The organism is Streptomyces uncialis, assembly GCF_036250755.1.
GTDB classification, from domain to species: Bacteria; Actinomycetota; Actinomycetes; order Streptomycetales; family Streptomycetaceae; genus Streptomyces; species Streptomyces uncialis.
Map to the genome: position 1 here is coordinate 7957320 of NZ_CP109583.1, position 18940 is coordinate 7976259.

The window sequence follows — 18940 nt, forward strand, 5'->3', positions numbered from 1 at the left end:
CGCCGGTCTCAGCAGATGCGCGGCAGTTGCTCACCGAGTGGCAGATCGACCACCCGGGTCCCGCCGAACGCGGTCCGCGCGACCACCATCCCCGGATGCTCCGGTACGCACTCCCCGATCACCGCGGCGGCCGCGCCCAGCGGATGGGCGCGCATCGCGGCGAGCACCGCGTCCGCGTGGGCACGGGGGACGAACGCGACGAGCTTCCCCTCGTTCGCCACGTACATCGGGTCGAGGCCGAGGATCGCGCAGGCGTTGGCGACCTGCGGGGGCACCGGGACGGCGCGTTCCCGGATCACCACACCGACACCGGCCGCCCCCGCGATCTCGTTGAGGGCGGTCGCCAGCCCGCCCCGGGTGGGGTCCCGCAGGACGTGCAGATCCGGGGTGACGGCCAGCATCGCCTCGACCAGGGTGCCGAGCGCCGCGCAGTCGCTCTCGATCTCCACCCCGAACTCCAGACCCTCCCGCACACTCATGATCGCCACACCGTGGAGACCGATCTCCCCGCTGACGATCACCACATCGCCCGGCTCGGCGCGCTGCGGACGGATGTCGACACCGGGCGGCACCACCCCGATGCCCGCGGTGTTGATGTACACGCCGTCCCCGTGACCGGCCTCCACGACCTTGGTGTCGCCGGTGACCACCTCGGTGCCCGCCGCGCGGGCCGCGTCGCCCAGCGCCCGGGCGATCCGGCCGACCACCTCCGTCTCCACCCCCTCCTCCAGGATGAACCCGCAGGACAGGTACGCCGCCCGCGCGCCGCTCATGGCCAGATCGTTCACAGTGCCGTTGACGGCGAGGTCGCCGATGCTGCCGCCGGGGAAGAACAGCGGACGCACCACGAACGAGTCCGTCGAGAAGGCGAGCCGTGACCCGCCGACGGGGAGCACCGCGCAGTCACCGAGGGCGGCGAGCGTCCCGCCGCCGAAGGCCGGGAGGAAGAGATGCTCGACCAGTTCCGCGGACAGGGCGCCGCCTCCGCCGTGCCCCATCACCACCCGGGGGTGGTCGCGCAGCGGCAGCGGGCAGGTCCAGCCGCCGAAGTCCGGCGCGGCGGCCGGCGCCGGTGCGCCGGAGAGCGTGTCAGACAACGGAGCTCGCCTCCAGAGGGGTGGTGGGGGTGCCGAGACGGCGGTAGAGGTAGTACGCGGCGCACGCGCCCTCGCTGGACACCATCGTCGCGCCGAGCGGGCTGCGCGGTGTGCAGTCCGTGCCGAACGCCTCGCACTGGTTGGGCTTCAGCAGGCCTTGCAGCACCTCGCCGCTGCGGCACGCGGCGGGCTCACGCGTGGCGATGTCCACGACGTCGAACCGGTGCTCCGCGTCGTGCTCGCGGTAGCGCGGCGAGAGCCGCCAGCCGCTGAGCGGGATCGTGCCGATACCGCGCCACGCGCGGTCCGTGACCTCGAAGACGTCCGCCAGCATCGCGCGGGCCGCCGGATTGCCCTCCGGCCGTACCGCCCGCGGATAGGCGTTGTCGACGGTGTGCTCACCGCGCTCCAACTGCCGCACCACCCGCCGGATGCCCTCCAGGATGTCCAGCGGCTCGAAACCGGTGACCACGATCGGCACCCGGTGGCGTGCCGCCAGCTCCGGGTACTCGGACGTGCCCATCACGCTGCACACATGACCGGCCGCGAGGAAGCCCTGCACCCGGCAGTCCGGCGAGCCCATCACCGCGTCGATGGCGGGCGGTACCCGGACATGGGAGACCAGCATGCTGAAGTTGCGGATGCCGCGTTTGCGGGCCTGGTGCACCGCCATCGCGTTGGGCGGGGCGGTGGTCTCGAAGCCGATGCCGAAGAACACCACCTCACGGTCGGGGTTCTCGGTCGCGATCCGCAGGGCGTCCAGCGGCGAGTACACCACCCGGACGTCACCGCCCTCGCTGCGCACCCGGAACAGATCGCGGTCGGTGCCGGGCACCCGGAGCATGTCCCCGAACGAGCAGAAGATCACCCCGGGCCTGGCCGCGATCGCCAGGGCCTTGTCGATGACCTCCAGCGGGGTCACGCACACCGGGCACCCCGGTCCGTGGATCAGCTCCACCCCGTCGGGCAGCAACTGGTCGATGCCCTGGCGGATGATGGTGTGCGTCTGCCCGCCGCACACCTCCATGAGCGCCCAGGGACGGGTCACGGCCGCCCGGATGTCGTCGAGCAGGCCCCGGGCCAGCTCAGGGTTCTGGAACTCCGCCAGGTACTTCATCGTTCGACCTCCCATGGGTCACCGAACTCCTCCTGGAGCAGCCCGAGTTCCTCGAAGAGGGCGAGCGTCTTGCGCGCCGACTCCTCGTCCAGCCGCTGGAGCGCGAACCCGACGTGCACGATGGCGTACTCGCCCACCTTCAGGTCCGGCAGATACTCCAGGCACACGTCCTTGACCACACCGCTGAAGTCCACGACGGCCATCCGGGCACCGTCCCGCTCCGCGATCTCCACCACTCTGCCCGGCACCGCCAGACACATACGGCTCTCCTTCTCTCAGGTCACGGCCCGTGCGGCCACCATGAGCTGGCCGAGGGCCAGTCCCCCGTCACCGGGGGGCACGTTCCTGTGCCGCAGCACCGTGAAGCCGTCCGCCTCCAGCGCCCGCGCGCAGCCCGACAGCAGCAGGGCGTTGCCGAACACCCCGCCGGTCAGCGCCACGGTCCCCGGCTCGCCGGCGCGGCGCGCGAGCGCGCAGAGCGCGCGCACCAGGTCCACCACCGCCTGGTGGAAACGCGCCGCGATCAGGCCGGCCCCCGCCCCGGCCCGGACATCGGCCACCACCGCGGCGAGGACGGGAGCCGGATCGGCCAGCCAGCGCTCCTCGTGCGGACGCAGCGCGAAGCGGTAGGCGGGCGCGGGGCCGACGCCGTGCCCGGGGCCGACACCGTCCCCGGGGCCACCGCCGGACGACGGACCACGGCGGGGCGAGGGGTCACCGCCGGGCACCGGGCCGTGGGGGCGCGCGGGACCGTGAGGGTGCCCCGGTCCTTGCGCGTGTGCCGGACCGTACGCGTGTGCCGCGCCCTCCAGCTCGATCGCCGCCTGCGCCTCGTACCCGGCCCGGTGGCGGACACCGGCGAGCGACGACACCGCGTCGAAGAGGCGGCCCATGCTGGACGTGGGGACGCAGGCCAGGCCGGTCCCCAACTGCTGCGCCAGCGCTAGGAGTTCGTCGTCGGGACACACAGCGACCGGTGGCAGGTCCCGGGCCCAGGGGATACCTGCGGCCCGCAGATGGGCCAGCGCCATCCGGTACGGGCGCTCCACCGCCGCGTCACCGCCCGGCAGCGGCACATACGCGAGCTGGGCGAAACGGCGGAACCCGGCGTAGTCCGCGAGCAGCACCTCGCCGCCCCACACCGCGCCGTCGTCGCCGTACCCGGTGCCGTCGAACGCGACACCGATGACCTGGCGTCCGCCGTCCAGCCCGTGCTCCGCCATCACCGACGCGACATGCGCGTGATGGTGCTGCACCCGTACCACCGGCCGGTCGTGGCCCCGGCGGGCCCGCGCGGCCGAGCGGTAGCCCGGGTGCCGGTCCACGGCGACCGTCGCGGGGGTCACCCCGGTCAGCGCGGCGAGGTGTTCGGCGGCCCGGTCGAAGGCGGTCAGGGTGGCCAGGTCGTCCATGTCGCCGATGTGCCCCGACAGCCACGCCCGGCGGCCCTCGGCCACGGCGAGCACGTTCTTGAGGTCGCCGCCCGCCGCGAGCGACGGGCCCACCGGCAGCGGGAGGGGGATCGGGGCGGGTACGTAGCCGCGCGCCCGGCGCAGCGGGAACGGCACACCGTCGACCACCCGCACCACCGAGTCGTCGCAGGGGACATGGATCGGGCGGTCGTGCGTCAGCCAGCCGTCCACCAGCGGCGCGAGCCGTTCCAGCGCCTCGCCGTCGTCGGTGACGAGAGGCTCGCCGCCGAGATTGGCGCTGGTCATCACCAGCACCCGGGGCCCGGGCGGGTCACCCGGCAGGCCGAGCAGCAGATGGTGCAGCGGGGTGTACGGCAGCAGCACCCCGAGGTCCGGGCAGCGCGGGGCGACGGCCTCCAGGGCCACCGGGGCGGCCCGCTCCCGGTCCGCCGCGCGGGTGTCCGTCCGGCGCCGCAGCAGGACCACCGGCCGCACCGGCCCGGTCAGCAGCTCCCGTTCCAACGGGTCGAGCTCCACCAGCGGCTCGATGTCCGCGAGATCCCGTGCCATCACGGCGAACGGCTTGTCGCCGCGCCGCTTGCGGCGGCGCAGCAGGGCGACGGCCGCCGGGTCGCCCGCGTCGCACGCCAGGTGGTAGCCGCCGATGCCCTTGACCGCCAGGATCGCGCCGCCCGCGAGGAGTTCCCGGGCCCGGACGAGGGCCGGCCCGCCGCCGAGCGGCCCGGCGCCCGGCACGATCAGCGAGAGCCGGGGCCCGCAGTCGTGGCATGAGACGGGCTGGGCGTGGAACCGCCGGTCGGCCGGGTCGCCGTACTCCCGCTCGCACCGCTCGCACAGCGGGAAGCCCGCCATCGTCGTCCGGGCCCGGTCGTACGGCAGTGCCGTGGCGATGGTGAAGCGGGGGCCGCAGCCCGTGCAGGTGATGAACGGATGCCGGTGGCGGCGGTCGGCGGGGTCGCGCAGTTCGGCGACGCACTTCGGACAGGTCGCGGTGTCGGGCGGGATGAGGCTCGCGCCCCTCGACCCGACCGCGCGGGACGGGGTGATCACGAAGCCCTTCGTCCCGGTGAGCGCGATGACCTCGTGCCGGACCGAGTCGACGGCCGCCGGGCTCGGCGCGTCCGTCGCCACCCGGCGGCAGAACACGTCGACCGCGTCCGGCGGGCCCTCGATCTCCGCGAGGACACCCTCGCCGGTGTTGACGACATGTCCGGATAGCCCGAGTTCGGTGGCCAGTGAGTAGACGAACGGCCGGAAGCCGACGCCCTGGACCACCCCCTGGACGGCGACCCTCCGGCGCGCCGCCGCCACGGACCCCCCGGTCGAGGTCACAACTGGTCCGCGACCGGATGCGGGTGCGGGTGGGGATGCGCGTGCTCGTGCGGGTGAGCGTGGGTGCCGCCCGGGGGCTGCGGCAGGACGACGGGCGGGGTGTCCCGGTCCCCGGCGGTACGGGTCATCACCGGGCGGTGCGCCTCGGCGCCGTCCCGCACGGCCAGGGCCCGCTCCAGCAGGACCCCCTGACCCTGCCCGTCGCGCGCCGAGGTGAACACCACCTCCACACCGGGGTTCACCCGGGCGACGTTCGCCAGGAACGTGTCCCGGTCGAAGCCGGCGGCCGCGGCGATGTCCGTCTTGGTGACCAGAACGAGCTGGGCCAGCCCGAACGCGCCCGGGTACTTGAGCGGCTTGTCCTCGCCCTCGGTGACCGACGCCAGCGTCACCCGCAGCGACTCACCGAGGTCGTAGGAGGCCGGACAGACCAGATTGCCCACGTTCTCCACGAACAGCACCCGGGTGTCCGACGGCAGCCAGCCCGCGAGGTACCCGCGCAGCATCACGGCCTCCAGATGGCACAGACCGTCGGTGAGCACCTGCTGGACCGGTACCCCGGTGCGGGCCAGCCGCCGGGCGTCGTTCTCGGTCGCGAGGTCGGCGGTCAGCGCGGCCACGGGGACACCGCGCTCGCGGGCCAGCGCGAGTTCCGTCTCCAGCAGCGCCGTCTTGCCGCTGCCGGGGCTGGACAGCAGGCTGACGGCGACGGTCCCCCTGGCCGCCAGCTCGGCCCGCAGCGCCCGCGCGCTGTCGTCGTTGTGGGCGAGTACCGCCTGCCGGAGATCGGTCGTACGGCACATGGGACACCGTCCTCCTCGTCAGCTGTGCGCGTGCAGCGGGCCGTCGGCCCACTCGACGTCGCGGATCTGTAGTTCACGGCCCGTCAGCAGCTCGGCCCGCGCGCCCCCGCAGCGGGGACACACCAGATCGGGCGGGACGCCCGGGGACCACTCGGTGTCGCAGGGACCGCACCGCGCCCGCGCCGGGACGCTCCGGGTCACCAGACGGGCGCCCTCCAGGGGCGTCCCCTCGCAGACCAGCGCGAAGCAGAAGTCCAGGGCCGCCGGTACCACCCCGGCGAGCTCACCGACATCGAGCCGGACCGTGGTCACCGCTGTCGCGCCCCGGTCGGCGGCGGCCGAGGTCACCTGGTCGACGACGGCCGCGGCGATCGACATCTCATGCATCGGTACGCCTCGTTCCACGGCGCGTGCCGGACGGTCGACGGCGGCTCCGTCGTCCGGCGTGACCGCGGCTCCATTGCACGGCGCGGTCGCGGGAGGGGCCGGGTGCCACGCCGCCCGCCGGTGCGGCCCGCCCCGTTCGCAGCAGCGCCGTCCCCGGACGGCCGCGCCGCACCGCCGTGCCCGGGAACGAGCACGGTTCACATCCGGGAGATCCGCAGATACCGCCTCAGGTCGGGCAGGGTCAGCCGGATCACCACCACGGCGGCGGCCCCCGCGGCCGTGGCGAGCAGGGCTTTCAGCATGATGGTGCCTTTCTGCCGGACGGTTCGACCCCCGCCGCCTGCCCACCCTCTTCGACGGCCCCCTCGCTGACGGCCTCGTCGCCGACGGTCTCTCCGCTGACGACCCGTCGGATCAGCCGGACGGCCTGCTCGACCCCCGCCGTCACCGGGGCGCTCAGCCCGATGCCCTCCTCCAGCGAGGCGGGCTCGCATCCCACCACCAGCACGCGTTCCGGCGGGACGCCCCCGGTGCTCGCGCTGAGCGTCGCGAGAAGCGCGAGCACGGCGTCCGGACCCATCCGGTGGCCGTCCAGCGCGGCCGGACCCGACGGTTCCACCGGCCCCGCCTGCGCCTCGATCAGATAGACGGTGCCCGGCGCCCCGCCACGGGACGCGGCGTCCACCAGGACCACCGTCCCGTAGCCGTCGAGCAGTTGGTACGCCAGATGGACGCCGCGCACCCCGACATCGACCACGTCGACCCCGTCCGGCACTCCCGCGAGGACCAGCCGCCGGACGGTCTCGACGCCGAAGCCGTCGTCACCGAGGAAGATGTTGCCGACGCCCGCGACCAGCGTCCGTCGGCCGGTCATGACTCCTCCAGCGGGGTGACCTCGTCGGGCTGGAAGTAGCGGAACCTGCCCTGGGCCCGCCAGATGTCCGCCCCGGGGTCACCCTCCACGGTGACCGCCAGATGCACCGAGCCGTCGACATCGTGCAGGACCGCCTCCACCAGCGCGGTGCGCCCGTGCAGGAACGCGTCCTGCGCGTCGGTGCGCCGGCCCCCGGCGCCCAGCACCACCCGGCTCCCCGCACCGATCTGCCGGCCGTCGATCAGCACCCGGTCCCGGGCGGGGTCCACGTCCCGGTCGGCCCCCGGGTCCCACCAGGGCCGCGCCGGGTCGGCCGGGACACCGTAGGTCGGCACGCCGTCGTCCGGGACTCCGGTGAGGGGCGAGGCGCTGAACCGGTCCAGGGGATCCGCTGGGTCCGGGGGAGGGGACACCGCGTCCAGGGCGCGGATCGCGCCGTGGAGCCGTTCCAGCACCTCGGGGGGCATCGAGTCGGCCAGGTCGATCACGGCGCCCGCCCGGTCGTCGGTGCCCCGGGCCTCGCGCTTCTCCCGGTCGGTCAGCGCGGCGGTGCGCAGCGCGAGGATCTCGTCGATCTCGGTGGCGTCGTAGAGCGCGCCCGGACTTTCCGGGGCGATCCGCGGATGGTCCTCCAGGATGATCGGCGAGGACAGCACCACCTGGTCACGGCCCGGTTCCCCGGCCAGTACCGGCCAGGTGTGCTCGTTGCGGCAGCCGGCCACCGCCGGCGCGGCCCAGCGGGGCGGATCGGTCACCGAGAGGAAGGTGCCCCGGTCGAGGGCGAGCAGCAGATGCGCGGAGACCAGCGAGTGGGGCAGCGCGGCGTCCCGGCGGTCCGCGCCGGTGGCCGTCCAGCCGCTGGTGTTCTCCACGACGGCCGTCAGCCGAAGGGCGCCGTACGGCCCGGGGACCTCCTGGGTCCGCAGCCGGATCACCGCTTCGGCGCTCTCGCGCGCCCGCAGCAGCCGTCCCACCCGGACACCCGCCTCGTCGACCTGCTCCTCCTCCTCGCACGCGGGCAGCCGGAAGGCGTGGGTGACTCCGTCGTCGCGCGCCAGGTCCTCCACCGGCACCAGCAGCCGGACGTGCTCCTCCACGCCCTCGTCCCAGGGGACGAGCACCCTTTCGCCCAGGTCCAGTTCCGGGACGTCCGTCCAGCGGCCGTCCTCCGTCGCGCGCTGGACGGTTCTGCGCCGGGCCCGCAGGAACCGCAGCTCCACCGCGAGCCGGGCGCCGGGGCGGGGCTCCATCAGCAGCTCGGTCCGCTGGTGCGCGGGTTCCCCGGAGACCGCGGCCCAGCCGGGCGGGACGAGTACGCCGAACTGCCAGCGGAGCTGGTTCTTGGCCGCCGACGCCCGGTAGGGGTAGAGCACATAGCCCTCGAACAGCACGGCGTCGGCGATCTGCCGCACCGACGCGAGGCGCCGCTCCACGTCCTCGGGAAAGCGCACGGGTTCGTCGGAGAAGCGCACCGTGTCCTCGGGACCGCGCGCCGGCCGGCCGGTCGTACCTGTGTCGCCGGCCGCGTCCGTACAGCCGGTCGCACCTGTCGCAATGGTCACGTCCGCCGCACCGGGCGCTCCGGTCGCGTCCGTGGTCATACGCCCTCCCCGATACCGGCGGGCTCCCCGATACCGGCGGGTTCCGCGATACCGACGGGTTCCCCGGCGGCGGGCTCCGCCGCGGCCAGCAGCGCGCGTACGGTGTCCTCCCAGGACGGCAGCCCGCGGCGGGTGCGGAAGGCGAGCAGGGCGTCCATGAGGTCACCGGGGAGCCGCAGCCAGCCGCAGCCGGGGAAGTGCTGCTCGATCATCTCCCGCCACACCCGTACCGGCAGCCGGACGGCGGCCTCGCGGTCCCAGGCCACCGGGGTGACCCGGAAACCGGCGGGACCGCTGAAGACCGTGCCGGAGAACAGCAGCAACAGCGGTACCTCGCCCTCGTCCAGGGCCCGGAAGTAGCGGGTCGCGGCGATGTCCAGGTCGTAGGTGCACGGCACGACGACGTCCACCTCGGTCTCACCGGTGAACCCCGGCACCATCAGGGCGACCTGCGCGAACTGGATCGGGTGCAGCGTGCTGCCCCAGCGGGAACGCTCGCCGAACAGGTCCGTCAGCCGCTCGCCCTCACCCTCGGCGTACTTCCGGCGCGCCGGTTCGATCCGCAACTGGCAGCGCAGCGCGACCGCGTGCACCGGGACGTCCGGCTCGGCGGTGATCCGCAGCCGGAGGACCAGGGTGGGCCCGGCGGCGTACGGGTCGGCGCGCACGCCCACGCAGTGGAAGCGCAGTTCGCTCATGGGGTCGTCTCCTCGGGCAGGGCCACGGCCCGCTCCTGGACGGCGGCGAAGAAGGCGTCGAGTTCGGCATGGGCCTCGGAACCGCCGTCGAAGCCGCGCCAGTGCAGCCGCATCCGGCCCACCAGCTCGTAGGCACGGTCGACCGGCACCAGGAAGCACCGGACGCGGCCATGGGTCCGGCGCAGCAGCAGCGCCTCCACATCGGGCTCCAGCAGCGCCGCCAGCCGGTTCCCGGCGAACGCGGTCCGCCAGGTCTCCGGTTCCAGATCGCTCTCGGTGGCCCCGGCCGGGCCGGGGTAGCAGAGCACCGGCCGGGCCGGGGCGGTGCCCAGCATCAGGAACGCGGTGCTGACCGGGATGCCGAGCGTCCGCCAGGTGTCCTCGCCGGGCTCCCGGCCGGGATCGCTCAGACACCGGTCGGGGACCGCGCGGTAGCGGCCGTCCGCCGCGCCCGGCTGCTGGAACAGCAGCACACAGGCCGTGCAGGCGCAGACGAGGGCGCGTTCCGCGGTGTCCGCGAGGTGCCGGTGCCCCGGTGGCAGACCCGCGCCGCAGAAGGTGCAGCGCTCCGGCCGGGGCGGGGCGGGTTCCCGCATCCTGCGCAGCAGTGCGGAGCCGGTACGGGGGAGCTGGCGGATGGTCACCGGACCTCCGTCGGCACCGGTGGGCGGCTGCCGATCTGGAGCAGCGCGGGGGCCCGCTCCCAGACCACCGCGGTCACCTCCGGGGCATGGCAGGCGATCACGTCCTCGATCTCCTGCTCGCCGCCGCCCCCGCCGCAACCGCAGCCGCCCCCGGACTCCGCGCGCCGCAGGGTCAGGGTGCCGCTGCCGGGCTCGTAGCCGACGAGTGCGGCCGGGGCGTCCGGCAGTCCGGCCAGGGCGCGGGCGATCCGCTGGTCGACGCCCTCCGGGTGCAGCTCGTGCAGGACGAGCAGCCCGGCCGCGGCCGGATGCTCCAGGGCCGGGTCCAGCGCGCCCGGCGGCAGCGCGCCGACGAGCGCGGTCAGGCCCTCGCCGTAGAACGACAGCAGTTCGCGGACGAGTTCCTCGCCCGCCTCCAGGGCGCCGCTGCCGGTCAGCCGGTCCAGCGCCTCCTGCACCCGTACGCCGGTGGCCTCCGCCGTCATCCGCTCAGTCCGCTCAGCCCGGTGGGGACGTGCATCTGCTGAAGGGTGCGGCCGCCGCCCACGTACATGTGCACCCCGCACGGCAGACACGGGTCGAAGCTGCGGACCGCGCGCATGATGTCGATGCCCTTGAAGGTCTCCGGCGGGTTCTCCTCGAAGATCGGGGTGTTCTGCACCGCGTCCTCGTACGGGCCGGGGGTGCCGTAGCTGTCCCGGACGCTGGCGTTCCACGGGGTCGGCGGGTACGGATGGTAGTTGGCGATCTTGCCGTCGCGGATCACCATGTGGTGCGAGAGGACACCGCGCACCGCCTCGGTGAAGCCGCAGCCGAGGCCCTCGTCCGGCACCTCGAACTTCTCCCAGGTCTGGGTGCGTCCGGCACGGACCTCCTCCAGCGCCTTCTCCGCGAAGTGCAGTGCCGCCGCGGCGGCGTACGCCTGGAAGTAGGTGCGGGCGCGGTTGCGTTCGATGGCGTTGCTCCACCGGGGGATCTTCCACTCGAAGGTGGTCTCCGGCTTGGTCATCGACCGGGGCAGGTTGATCAGCACACTGTGGCCGGTCGCCTTGACGTAGCCGATGTCGACCAGCCCGGACAGCGCGGTCGACCACAGCCGGGCGATCGGGCCGCCGCCGGTGTCCAGCGCCAGATGCTCCTTGCCGTCGAACCAGCGGGGGGACATCACCCAGCTGTACTTGTCGTCGAAGTCCCGTTTCTGCGGGGCGGGGATGGTGTGCTGGTTCCACGGGTGGCGGGGGTCCACCGGATTGCCCAGCGGGTCATGGGTGACGAAGAGGTCCTTGCCCTGCCAGTCCTCGTAGTACGAGCTGCCGAGCAGGATACGGATGCCCAGATTGATCTCGGTGAGGTCGTTGGTGACCAGCTTGCCGTCCACGACGACACCCGGGGTGACGAACATCCTGCGGCCCCAGTCCGTCATGTTGCGGTACGTGAAGTCGCAGTGCGCGGGGTCGTTGAGGCTGCCCCAGCAGCCCAGCAGGACCCGGCGGCGCCCCACCTCCTCGTACCCGGGCAGCGCCTCGTAGAAGAAGTCGAACAGGTCGTCGTGGAGCGGTACGACCTTCTTCATGAACTCGACGTAGCGCATCAGCCGGGTCAGGTAGTCGGTGAACAGCTGCACCGTCGCCACCGTGCCGACCCCGCCGGGGTAGAGCGTGGAGGGGTGCACATGGCGCCCTTCCATCAGACAGAACATCTCCCGGGTGTACCGGCTGACCTGGAGCGCCTCCCGGTAGAACTCGCCCTCGATGGGGTTGAGGGAGCGCATGATGTCGGCGATCGTCCGGTAGCCGTGGTCGCCGGCGTGCGGTGCCTCGGTGCGTTCGGCGAGCTCCAGCACCCCGGGGTTGGTCTCGCGGACCATCCGCTCGCAGTAGTCGACCCCGACCAGGTTCTCCTGGAAGATGTTGTGGTCGAACATGTACTCGGCGGCCTCACCGAGGTTGATGATCCACTCGGCCAGGTGCGGCGGCTTCACCCCGTACGCCATGTTCTGCGCGTACACCGAGCACGTGGCGTGGTTGTCGCCGCAGATGCCGCAGATCCGGCTGGTGATGAAATGGGCGTCGCGCGGGTCCTTGCCGCGCATGAACACGCTGTACCCGCGGAAGACGGACGAGGTGCTGTAGCACTCCGCGACCCGCTTCTGCTTGAAGTCGATCTTCGTATGGATGCCCAGGCTTCCCACGATCCGGGTGATCGGGTCCCAGGACATCTCCGTCAGGCCGCTGCCGTCACCGGCTTTTGTGGTCGTTGAGGCCATGGTGTCTTTTCGTGCCCTTCTGCGAGCGGGAGGTGGACGGCGGCGGCCTTGCGCGATGCCGGACGCGGGTCAGGGGGAGCGGCGGTACCCGGTGGTCAGCCGGCGGCCGGTGTGCCGCCACTTGGGTTCCTTGTCGAGGGTCCGGGTGGTGATCGTGCGCAGCCGCCGGATCACCGCGCCGTACGCGGAGCTGGCGTTGCTGGAGACATGCGATCCGGGCGGGGCGTCCATGAAGGGCATGAACTTGTCGGGGAAGCCGGGCATGGTGCACCCGATGCAGATACCGCCGACGTTGGGACAGCCGCCGATGCCGTTGATCCAGCCGCGCTTGGTGACGTTGCACTTGACCACCGGCCCCCAGCAGCCGAGCCGCACCAGACACTCCGGGGTGCCGTACTCCGAGGCGAACTGTCCCTGTTCGTAGTAGCCGCCGCGGTCGCAGCCCTCGTGCACGGTCGCCCCGAAGAGCCAGGCGGGACGCAGCTTGTCGTCCAGCGGGATCATCGGCGCGGACCCGGCGAGCTGGTAGAGCAGATAGGTCAGCGTCTCGGCGAGGTTGTCCGGTTGGATGGGGCAGCCCGGCACACAGACGATCGGCAGTCCGGCCTTGGACGTCCAGTCCCAGCCCAGGTAGTCGGGCACCCCCATGGCGCCGGTCGGGTTGCCCGCCATGGCGTGGATGCCGCCGTAGGTGGCGCAGGTGCCGATGGCGACGATCGCGGTCGACTTGGCCGCCAGCCGGTCCAGCCACTCGCTCGTGGTGATGGGCTGCCCGGTCTCGGGATCGTCACCGAAGCCGCACCAGTAGCCCTCCTCCTTGATCTGCTCATTGGGGATCGAGCCCTCGACCACCAGTACGAACGGATCGAGCTCGCCGCGGTCCGCCTTGAAGAACCACTCGACGAAGTTGTCCGCGCCCTGCACGGGGCCGCACTCGAAGTCGATGAGCGGCCAGTGCACGGCGATCTTCGGCAGACCCGGCAGCGCACCGGTCACGATCTCCTCGATGCTCGGCTGCATGGCCGCGGTCAGCGCCACCGAGTCCCCGTCGCAGCTCAGGCCCGCGTTGATCCAGAGGATGTGCACGACATCGGTGTCCGTGCCCGTGCCCGTGTCGGTGCCGCTGGTGGTCGTCCCGGTCATGAGGGTGCCTCCCTGGAGAGGGGCGAAAGGTCAGAAAGCGACCAATAACGTCATAGCATTCCGGGCGACGGGCCGCCGGTCGGAAAGGCCGGACCGGGCGCCGGGAGAGCGGCCCGGGTGCGGGCCGTCCGGCGGTCGGGGAGCGGGCGGGCGCCCGGGTGGGGCGGCACGGGTCGCCCTCGGCGCGAATCCCGGGCCGCGGGCGGCCGAACGGTGGGCGCCGTCACGGGGTGTCACGGCGCCGGGCGTGCGGGCCTGCGGGGCCGGGGTGTGCGGGCCTGCGGGGTCGGGGCGTGCGGACCTGCGCGCCGGGCGATCCGGCGATCCGGGCCGCGTACGCCGTCACGGTCATCCGCCCCCGGCACGGATGGCAGACTGAGGCCGGTGAGGACCCGGTGCCGGTCGGCGCCCGGTGTGGTCGGTGCTGACAGCGGTGCCCGTGCTGAACCCGTACGGTCGCCGCCTGCGAGGGGGAGTGCGCGCATGCGGGCCGGAGAGGTGTCATGAGGATTCTGCACACGTCCGACTGGCACCTCGGCCGGACGTTCCACCGGGTGAACATGCTCGACGCCCAGGCCGCGTTCATCACCCATCTCGTGGAGACGGTCCGCGCCCGCGAGGTGGAGGCCGTGGTGGTGTCCGGCGACATCTACGACCGCGCGGTCCCGCCGCTGGCCGCCGTGGAGCTCTACGACGACGCCCTGCACCGCCTCGCGGACCTCGGCGTGCCCACCGTGATGATCTCCGGGAACCACGACTCCGCCCGCCGGCTCGGTGTCGGCTCCGGACTCCTCGGGCTCGCGGGCGTCCATCTGCGCACCGACCCCGCCTCCGTCGGCACCCCCGTCCTGCTGTCCGACGATCACGGCGACGTCGCGTTCTACGGACTGCCGTACCTGGAGCCCGCGCTGGTCGGCGACGTGTTCGGCGTCGAGCGGGCCCGCCACGAGACGGTGCTCGGCGCGGCGATGGACCGGGTGCGCGCGGATCTCGCGCGGCGCCCCGCGGGCACCCGCTCCGTCGTCCTGGCGCACGCCTTCGTCACCGGGGGACGCACCAGCGACAGCGAACGCGACATCACGGTCGGGGGAGTGGCCTCGGTCCCCGCGCAGGTGTTCGACGGTGTCGACTACACCGCCCTCGGCCATCTCCACGGCAGCCAGCGGCTCGGTGAACGCGTCCGCTACTCCGGCTCGCCGCTGCCCTACTCGTTCTCCGAGGCCGACCACCGCAAGAGCATGTGGCTCGTGGACCTCGGCCCGGACGGCGCGATAGCGGCCGAACGCGTCGACTGCCCCGTACCGCGCGCGCTCGCCCGGCTCCGGGGCCGCCTCGCCGACCTCCTGGACGACCCCCTCCTCACCGCGCACGAGGACGCCTGGGTCGAGGCCACCCTCACCGACCCCGTCCGCCCCGACGACGCCATGGCGAGGCTGACCACCCGCTTCCCGCACACCCTCGCCCTCGTCTTCGCCCCCGACCGCCCCCCGCGCGAACGGGACGTCTCGTACGCGCGGCGGCTGTCCGGACGCACCGACCAGGAGATCGCGGAGGACTTCGTGGCCCATGTCCGGGGGGCCGGACCCGATGCGCGGGAGCGGACCGTCCTGCGCGACGCGCTCGACACGGTCCGCGCCGACGACATCGTGCGGGAGGTGCCCCGATGAGGCTGCACCGGCTCCGCGTCCAGGCGTTCGGACCCTTCGGCGGCGTCCAGGAGGTCGACTTCGCCGACCTCTCGCGCGCCGGACTCTTCCTGCTGCACGGCCCCACCGGAGCGGGCAAGACCTCCGTCCTGGACGCCGTCTGCTACGCGCTCTACGGAACGGTGCCCGGCTCCCGCAACAGCGGCCAGGGCACCGGACTGCGCAGCGACCACGCCGCCCCGGACACCGTCACCGAGGTCACCCTCGACCTCACCGCCGCCGGCCGCCGGGTCGAGGTGACCCGCCGGCCGCCCTGGACGCGCCCCAAGAAGCGCGGCGACGGCACCACCAAGGAGAAGGCGTACAGCGCGCTGCGCGAGTACGACACCGCACGTGGCGCCTGGAAGGACCTCAGCCGCTCCCACCAGGAGATCGGCGAGGAGATCAAACAGCTCCTGGGTATGAGCAAGGAACAGTTCTGCCAGGTCGTCCTGCTCCCGCAGGGCGACTTCGCGAAGTTCCTGCGCGCCGACGCGGAGGTCCGGGGCAGACTCCTCGGCCGCCTCTTCGACACCCACCGCTTCGCGGACGTGGAACAGCACCTCGCGCAGCGGCGCCGCCAGGGCGAGGCCGCCGTACGCGACGCCGACACCGAACTCCTCGCCCTGGCCAACCAGATGGTGACGGCCGCCGGGGACAGCGCCGACGCGCCACTGCCCGACCCGGCACCCGGCGAACCCGGACTGAGCGACGCGGTCCTCGCCTGGGCCGCCACCGTCCGCGTCGGCGCCCGGGAACGCGTCACCCGGGCCGAATGCGCCCTGGAAGCCGCCGAGGCACGGCACCGCACGGCCCGGGACACCGCGCGCGAGGCGGGGGAACTGCACCGGCTCCAGACACGTTTCGCCCGGGCCCGCGAACGCGCCGCCTCGCTGGCCGAACGGGCGGCGGCCGACGAGACGGACCGGTTGCGGCTGGAGCGCGGACGCAAGGCCGACACCGTGGCACCCGCGCTGGAACTGCGCGCCGACGCCGAGGCCCGCCACCGGGACGCCGTCACCGCCGAGACCCACGCCCGGGCGGCCCTCACGGACACCCTCACCGGGCCGGAGCGCCACGCGGTAGCGCCCACCGGCTCGGAGCCGCGTACGGAAGCCACCGACGGGACCACCGCCGAACCGGACGTCACCGAACCGGACGTCACCGACCTGGGCCTCACCGACCTGGACGCCGCCGGACTGACGGCCGCCGCCCGCACGGCCACCGAGGAACTCGGCGGCCTGGAATCCGCGCGGCGCGCCGAACGGCGACTCGCCGCCCTCGCCGACGAACGCGCCGGGGCGCGACGCGAGGACCGCGCTGACCAGGACATCATCCAGGACGCCACGGGCTGGCTCGGTGACTGGGAGTCCACCCGGACCGCGCTGCGCCACGACATCGACCGCGCCCAGGAAGCCGTCGCCCGCGCCGAACACCTCGCCGGACAGCTGGAACCGGCCCGGCGGCGGCTCGACTCCGCCCGGCTGCGTGACCGGCTCACCGACCACGCCGACGAGGCCGGGCAGGCCGTCCGGGACGCCCGCACCCGCGCCGACGACGCCCGTCAGCACTGGCTCGACCTCAAGGAACAGCGGCTGAGCGGCATCGCCGCCGAACTCGCCGCCGCCCTCACCGACGGCGCGCCCTGCGGGGTGTGCGGCTCCGTCGAGCACCCGCACCCCGCGCGCCGGTCACCCGGCCATGTGGACCGTGCCACCGAGGACCGCGCGCACACCGCCTACCAGCGGGCGGACGCCGCGCGCGACGAGGCCACCCGCGAGCACGCCCGGCTGCGCGAGGAACTCGCCGCCGCCACCGCCGGAGCGGGCGACGAACCGGCCGAGGCGCTCGCCGCGGCCGTCGGCACGCTGCGCGACGAACTCGCCGGGGCCCATCGCACCGCCTCCGGTCTGCACGCCGCCCAGGAGGCGTTGGACCGCGCCGAGGACGAGCACGCGCGCCGGGTCGCCGCCCAGCAGGAGGCGGCCCGGCGTGCCGCCGCCCGCGCGTCCCGGCGCGAGGCGCTGGAGCGCGAGACGGCCGGCCTCGAAGCGGAGCTGACGCACGCGCGCGGGACCGCGACCAGCGTCGCCGCCCGCGCCGCCGAACTCGAACTCCGCGTCACGCTGCTGACCGACGCCGCCGACGCCGTGCGCACGGCCGCCGACACCGCGCACCGGCTGAAGGAGGCCGACGCGCGCGCGGCCGACGCCGCGTTCCGCGCCGGGTTCGACACCCCCGGGGCCGCCGCGGCCGCCCGGCTGGACGGCGCGGCGCACCGCGAGCTCCAGCACCGGGTGGACCTCCGGAGCCAGGAGGAGACCGAGGTCCGGGTGGCGCTCACCGAGGTGGACACGGCCGCCGCCGCGGCCCGGCCCCCGGCCGATCCGGTGGCCGCCGAGCGGATCGCGCGGGACACCGAGCGGGTGTCCCGGGAGGCGGCCTCCCGGCTCGCCGCCGCGATCCGCGACCGCGACGACCTGGAACGGCTCTCCGCCCGGGCCACCGCCGCCGCCCGTGCGCTGGCCCCCCGGCGCGAGGAGCACGACCGGATCGCCCGGCTCGCCGCGCTCACCGCCGGTACGTCCACCGCCAACGAGCACCGGATGCGGCTGGAGTCGTACGTCCTCGCGGCCCGGCTCGAACAGGTCGCCGCCGCCGCGACCCTCCGGCTCACCCGGATGTCCCAGGGCCGCTACACCCTGGTGCACTCCGACGACCGCACCGGACGCGGGCGTTCGGGCCTCGGCCTCCATGTCGTCGACGCCTGGACCGGACGGGAACGGGACACGGCGACACTGTCCGGCGGTGAGACCTTCTTCGTGTCGCTGGCCCTCGCCCTGGGCCTCGCGGACGTGGTCACCGACGAGGCCGGGGGAGTGCGGCTCGACACCCTCTTCATCGACGAGGGGTTCGGCAGCCTGGACGAGGAGACCCTGGACGAGGTGCTCGACGTACTGGACTCCCTGCGCGAGCGGGACCGCTGTGTGGGCATCGTCAGCCATGTCGCGGATCTGCGAAGGCGCGTCCACGCCCGGCTGGAGGTCGTGAAGGGCCGGGACGGGTCCGTGGTGCGGCAGCGGGGTGCGGCGGGATGATTCCCGGGCCGGCCCCGAGGTCCGTTCCCTGGCTGATCCCTGGCCGCTCCGGTGGTGCCCGGGGGTGACATCCGGGTCGACGCGTGGGTCCTGCCAGGCCCGACGCCTGAGGGCCGAAGTCCGGGTCAGCGCCCGACGGGACGGCCCGGCAACGGCGACGAGTACACCACGCTCGTGGTGACCGAACCCAGGGCGCCGATCCGGCCGGACACCTGTTCCAGATGGCTCATCGACCGCGCGGCGACCTTGATCACGAAGCAGTCGTCGCCCGTGACGTGGTGCGCCTCCAGGATCTCCGGGGTGACCGCCACCAGATCGTGGAACGGCTTGTAGTTGCCGGTCGGATACCGCAGCCGGACGAACGCGAGGATCGGCAGCCCCAGCCGCTCCGGGTCCACCACGGCCGCGTAGCCCCGGATCACGCCCGACTCCTCCAGCCGCCGGACCCGTTCGGTCACCGCGCTGGGGGACATGGACACGGCCCGCGCCAGCTCCGCGTAACTGGCGCGGCCCTCACGCTGGAGTACGTCGAGGATGAGCCAGTCGGTGGCGTCCGGGGAATGGTCGGTCATCCCCGAGTTCTACCAGTCGATTCCACGGTGGGCCGGGGCGGGGTCCGTGGATCACCGGTTCAACAACGGCCTTTCCCTCCGTAGATTCTCCGTTACCGGCACCCGGACCGCAGGCCCTCCCGGGCCCGCCGACCGCCGCGCCACACCTCCATGACGCACCGACAAGACGCACCGACAAGACGCACCTACA

The 18940-nt window shown here is 73.7% G+C and carries 17 protein-coding genes; 2 read left to right on the plus strand and 15 right to left on the minus strand.

Annotated features, from left to right (window positions below; genetic code table 11):
- Positions 1-8: 8 nt before the first annotated feature.
- The 14 genes from hypE to OG711_RS33385 form a co-directional block, all read right to left on the minus strand.
- Entirely contained in the window at positions 9-1097 is a 1089-nt protein-coding gene (gene hypE, locus OG711_RS33325; RefSeq protein WP_073794825.1) for a hydrogenase expression/formation protein HypE, read from the minus strand.
- On the minus strand, positions 1090-2214 hold the full coding sequence (gene hypD / locus OG711_RS33330; protein WP_266517930.1) for a hydrogenase formation protein HypD: 1125 nt from the start codon (positions 2212-2214) through the stop codon (positions 1090-1092). The genes hypE and hypD overlap by 8 nt, the downstream gene beginning before the upstream one ends.
- Positions 2211-2474 carry a HypC/HybG/HupF family hydrogenase formation chaperone gene (locus tag OG711_RS33335; RefSeq protein ID WP_073794819.1) on the minus strand — a complete coding sequence of 88 codons (264 nt, stop codon included), beginning with the start codon at positions 2472-2474 and terminating at the stop codon, positions 2211-2213. Before OG711_RS33335 ends, hypD begins: the two co-directional genes overlap by 4 nt.
- Positions 2475-2489: 15 nt before the next feature.
- Positions 2490-4979: a carbamoyltransferase HypF gene (gene hypF / locus OG711_RS33340; protein WP_329562270.1), complete on the minus strand. Its 2490-nt coding sequence runs from the start codon at positions 4977-4979 to the stop codon at positions 2490-2492.
- Positions 4976-5782, minus strand: a complete 807-nt coding sequence (gene hypB, locus OG711_RS33345) for a hydrogenase nickel incorporation protein HypB (RefSeq protein WP_329562272.1) — start codon at positions 5780-5782, stop codon at positions 4976-4978. Before hypB ends, hypF begins: the two co-directional genes overlap by 4 nt.
- An 18-nt stretch (positions 5783-5800) precedes the next feature.
- Entirely contained in the window at positions 5801-6169 is a 369-nt protein-coding gene (hypA, locus tag OG711_RS33350; protein WP_073794811.1) for a hydrogenase maturation nickel metallochaperone HypA, read from the minus strand.
- A gap of 197 nt (positions 6170-6366) precedes the next feature.
- On the minus strand, positions 6367-6471 hold the full coding sequence (locus OG711_RS39205) for a DUF6893 family small protein (RefSeq protein ID WP_385924093.1): 105 nt from the start codon (positions 6469-6471) through the stop codon (positions 6367-6369).
- Positions 6465-7043, minus strand: coding sequence for a hydrogenase maturation protease (locus tag OG711_RS33355; RefSeq protein WP_329562273.1), 579 nt, complete (start codon positions 7041-7043; stop codon positions 6465-6467). The genes OG711_RS39205 and OG711_RS33355 overlap by 7 nt, the downstream gene beginning before the upstream one ends.
- The gene (locus tag OG711_RS33360) at positions 7040-8644 is read right to left on the minus strand and encodes a hypothetical protein (RefSeq protein WP_329562275.1); all 1605 of its coding nucleotides are present in this window, start codon (positions 8642-8644) and stop codon (positions 7040-7042) included. The genes OG711_RS33355 and OG711_RS33360 overlap by 4 nt, the downstream gene beginning before the upstream one ends.
- Positions 8641-9342 carry a DUF6084 family protein gene (locus tag OG711_RS33365; protein WP_329562277.1) on the minus strand — a complete coding sequence of 234 codons (702 nt, stop codon included), beginning with the start codon at positions 9340-9342 and terminating at the stop codon, positions 8641-8643. Before OG711_RS33365 ends, OG711_RS33360 begins: the two co-directional genes overlap by 4 nt.
- Complete coding sequence (locus tag OG711_RS33370) at positions 9339-9980, minus strand: DUF5947 family protein (protein ID WP_399504727.1); 642 nt, start codon at positions 9978-9980, stop codon at positions 9339-9341. Before OG711_RS33370 ends, OG711_RS33365 begins: the two co-directional genes overlap by 4 nt.
- A 2-nt stretch (positions 9981-9982) precedes the next feature.
- Entirely contained in the window at positions 9983-10471 is a 489-nt protein-coding gene (locus OG711_RS33375) for a thioredoxin (protein WP_329562279.1), read from the minus strand.
- The gene (locus tag OG711_RS33380; RefSeq protein WP_073794800.1) at positions 10468-12252 is read right to left on the minus strand and encodes a nickel-dependent hydrogenase large subunit; all 1785 of its coding nucleotides are present in this window, start codon (positions 12250-12252) and stop codon (positions 10468-10470) included. The genes OG711_RS33375 and OG711_RS33380 overlap by 4 nt, the downstream gene beginning before the upstream one ends.
- 69 nt (positions 12253-12321) lie before the next feature.
- A complete protein-coding gene (locus tag OG711_RS33385; RefSeq protein WP_329562281.1) occupies positions 12322-13395 on the minus strand; it encodes an NADH-quinone oxidoreductase subunit B family protein in 1074 nt (357 codons plus the stop codon).
- A gap of 503 nt (positions 13396-13898) precedes the next feature.
- Here OG711_RS33385 and OG711_RS33390 point away from each other — a divergent pair.
- Together OG711_RS33390 and OG711_RS33395 are read left to right on the plus strand one after the other, a co-directional pair.
- On the plus strand, positions 13899-15062 hold the full coding sequence (locus tag OG711_RS33390) for an exonuclease SbcCD subunit D (protein WP_073794794.1): 1164 nt from the start codon (positions 13899-13901) through the stop codon (positions 15060-15062).
- Positions 15059-18178 carry an SMC family ATPase gene (locus OG711_RS33395; protein ID WP_329562284.1) on the plus strand — a complete coding sequence of 1040 codons (3120 nt, stop codon included), beginning with the start codon at positions 15059-15061 and terminating at the stop codon, positions 18176-18178. The genes OG711_RS33390 and OG711_RS33395 overlap by 4 nt, the downstream gene beginning before the upstream one ends.
- Before the next feature lie 125 nt (positions 18179-18303).
- Here OG711_RS33395 and OG711_RS33400 read toward each other — a convergent pair whose 3' ends face one another.
- A complete protein-coding gene (locus OG711_RS33400; protein WP_329562286.1) occupies positions 18304-18750 on the minus strand; it encodes an Lrp/AsnC family transcriptional regulator in 447 nt (148 codons plus the stop codon).
- Positions 18751-18940: the final 190 nt, after the last annotated feature.

What these genes read in the sequence shown, in the direction of transcription:
- OG711_RS33400 (WP_329562286.1), bottom strand. Translation starts at nt 18,750, where the DNA reads ATGACCGACCATTCCCCGGACGCCACCGACTGGCTCATCCTCGACGTA.
- OG711_RS33355 (WP_329562273.1), bottom strand. Translation starts at nt 7,043, where the DNA reads ATGACCGGCCGACGGACGCTGGTCGCGGGCGTCGGCAACATCTTCCTC.
- OG711_RS33360 (WP_329562275.1), bottom strand. Translation starts at nt 8,644, where the DNA reads ATGACCACGGACGCGACCGGAGCGCCCGGTGCGGCGGACGTGACCATT.
- OG711_RS33365 (WP_329562277.1), bottom strand. Translation starts at nt 9,342, where the DNA reads ATGAGCGAACTGCGCTTCCACTGCGTGGGCGTGCGCGCCGACCCGTAC.
- OG711_RS33395 (WP_329562284.1), top strand. Translation starts at nt 15,059, where the DNA reads ATGAGGCTGCACCGGCTCCGCGTCCAGGCGTTCGGACCCTTCGGCGGC.
- OG711_RS33335 (WP_073794819.1), bottom strand. Translation starts at nt 2,474, where the DNA reads ATGTGTCTGGCGGTGCCGGGCAGAGTGGTGGAGATCGCGGAGCGGGAC.
- OG711_RS33380 (WP_073794800.1), bottom strand. Translation starts at nt 12,252, where the DNA reads ATGGCCTCAACGACCACAAAAGCCGGTGACGGCAGCGGCCTGACGGAG.
- OG711_RS33375 (WP_329562279.1), bottom strand. Translation starts at nt 10,471, where the DNA reads ATGACGGCGGAGGCCACCGGCGTACGGGTGCAGGAGGCGCTGGACCGG.
- hypA (WP_073794811.1), bottom strand. Translation starts at nt 6,169, where the DNA reads ATGCATGAGATGTCGATCGCCGCGGCCGTCGTCGACCAGGTGACCTCG.
- hypD (WP_266517930.1), bottom strand. Translation starts at nt 2,214, where the DNA reads ATGAAGTACCTGGCGGAGTTCCAGAACCCTGAGCTGGCCCGGGGCCTG.
- OG711_RS33385 (WP_329562281.1), bottom strand. Translation starts at nt 13,395, where the DNA reads ATGACCGGGACGACCACCAGCGGCACCGACACGGGCACGGGCACGGAC.
- OG711_RS39205 (WP_385924093.1), bottom strand. Translation starts at nt 6,471, where the DNA reads ATGCTGAAAGCCCTGCTCGCCACGGCCGCGGGGGCCGCCGCCGTGGTG.
- OG711_RS33390 (WP_073794794.1), top strand. Translation starts at nt 13,899, where the DNA reads ATGAGGATTCTGCACACGTCCGACTGGCACCTCGGCCGGACGTTCCAC.
- hypB (WP_329562272.1), bottom strand. Translation starts at nt 5,782, where the DNA reads ATGTGCCGTACGACCGATCTCCGGCAGGCGGTACTCGCCCACAACGAC.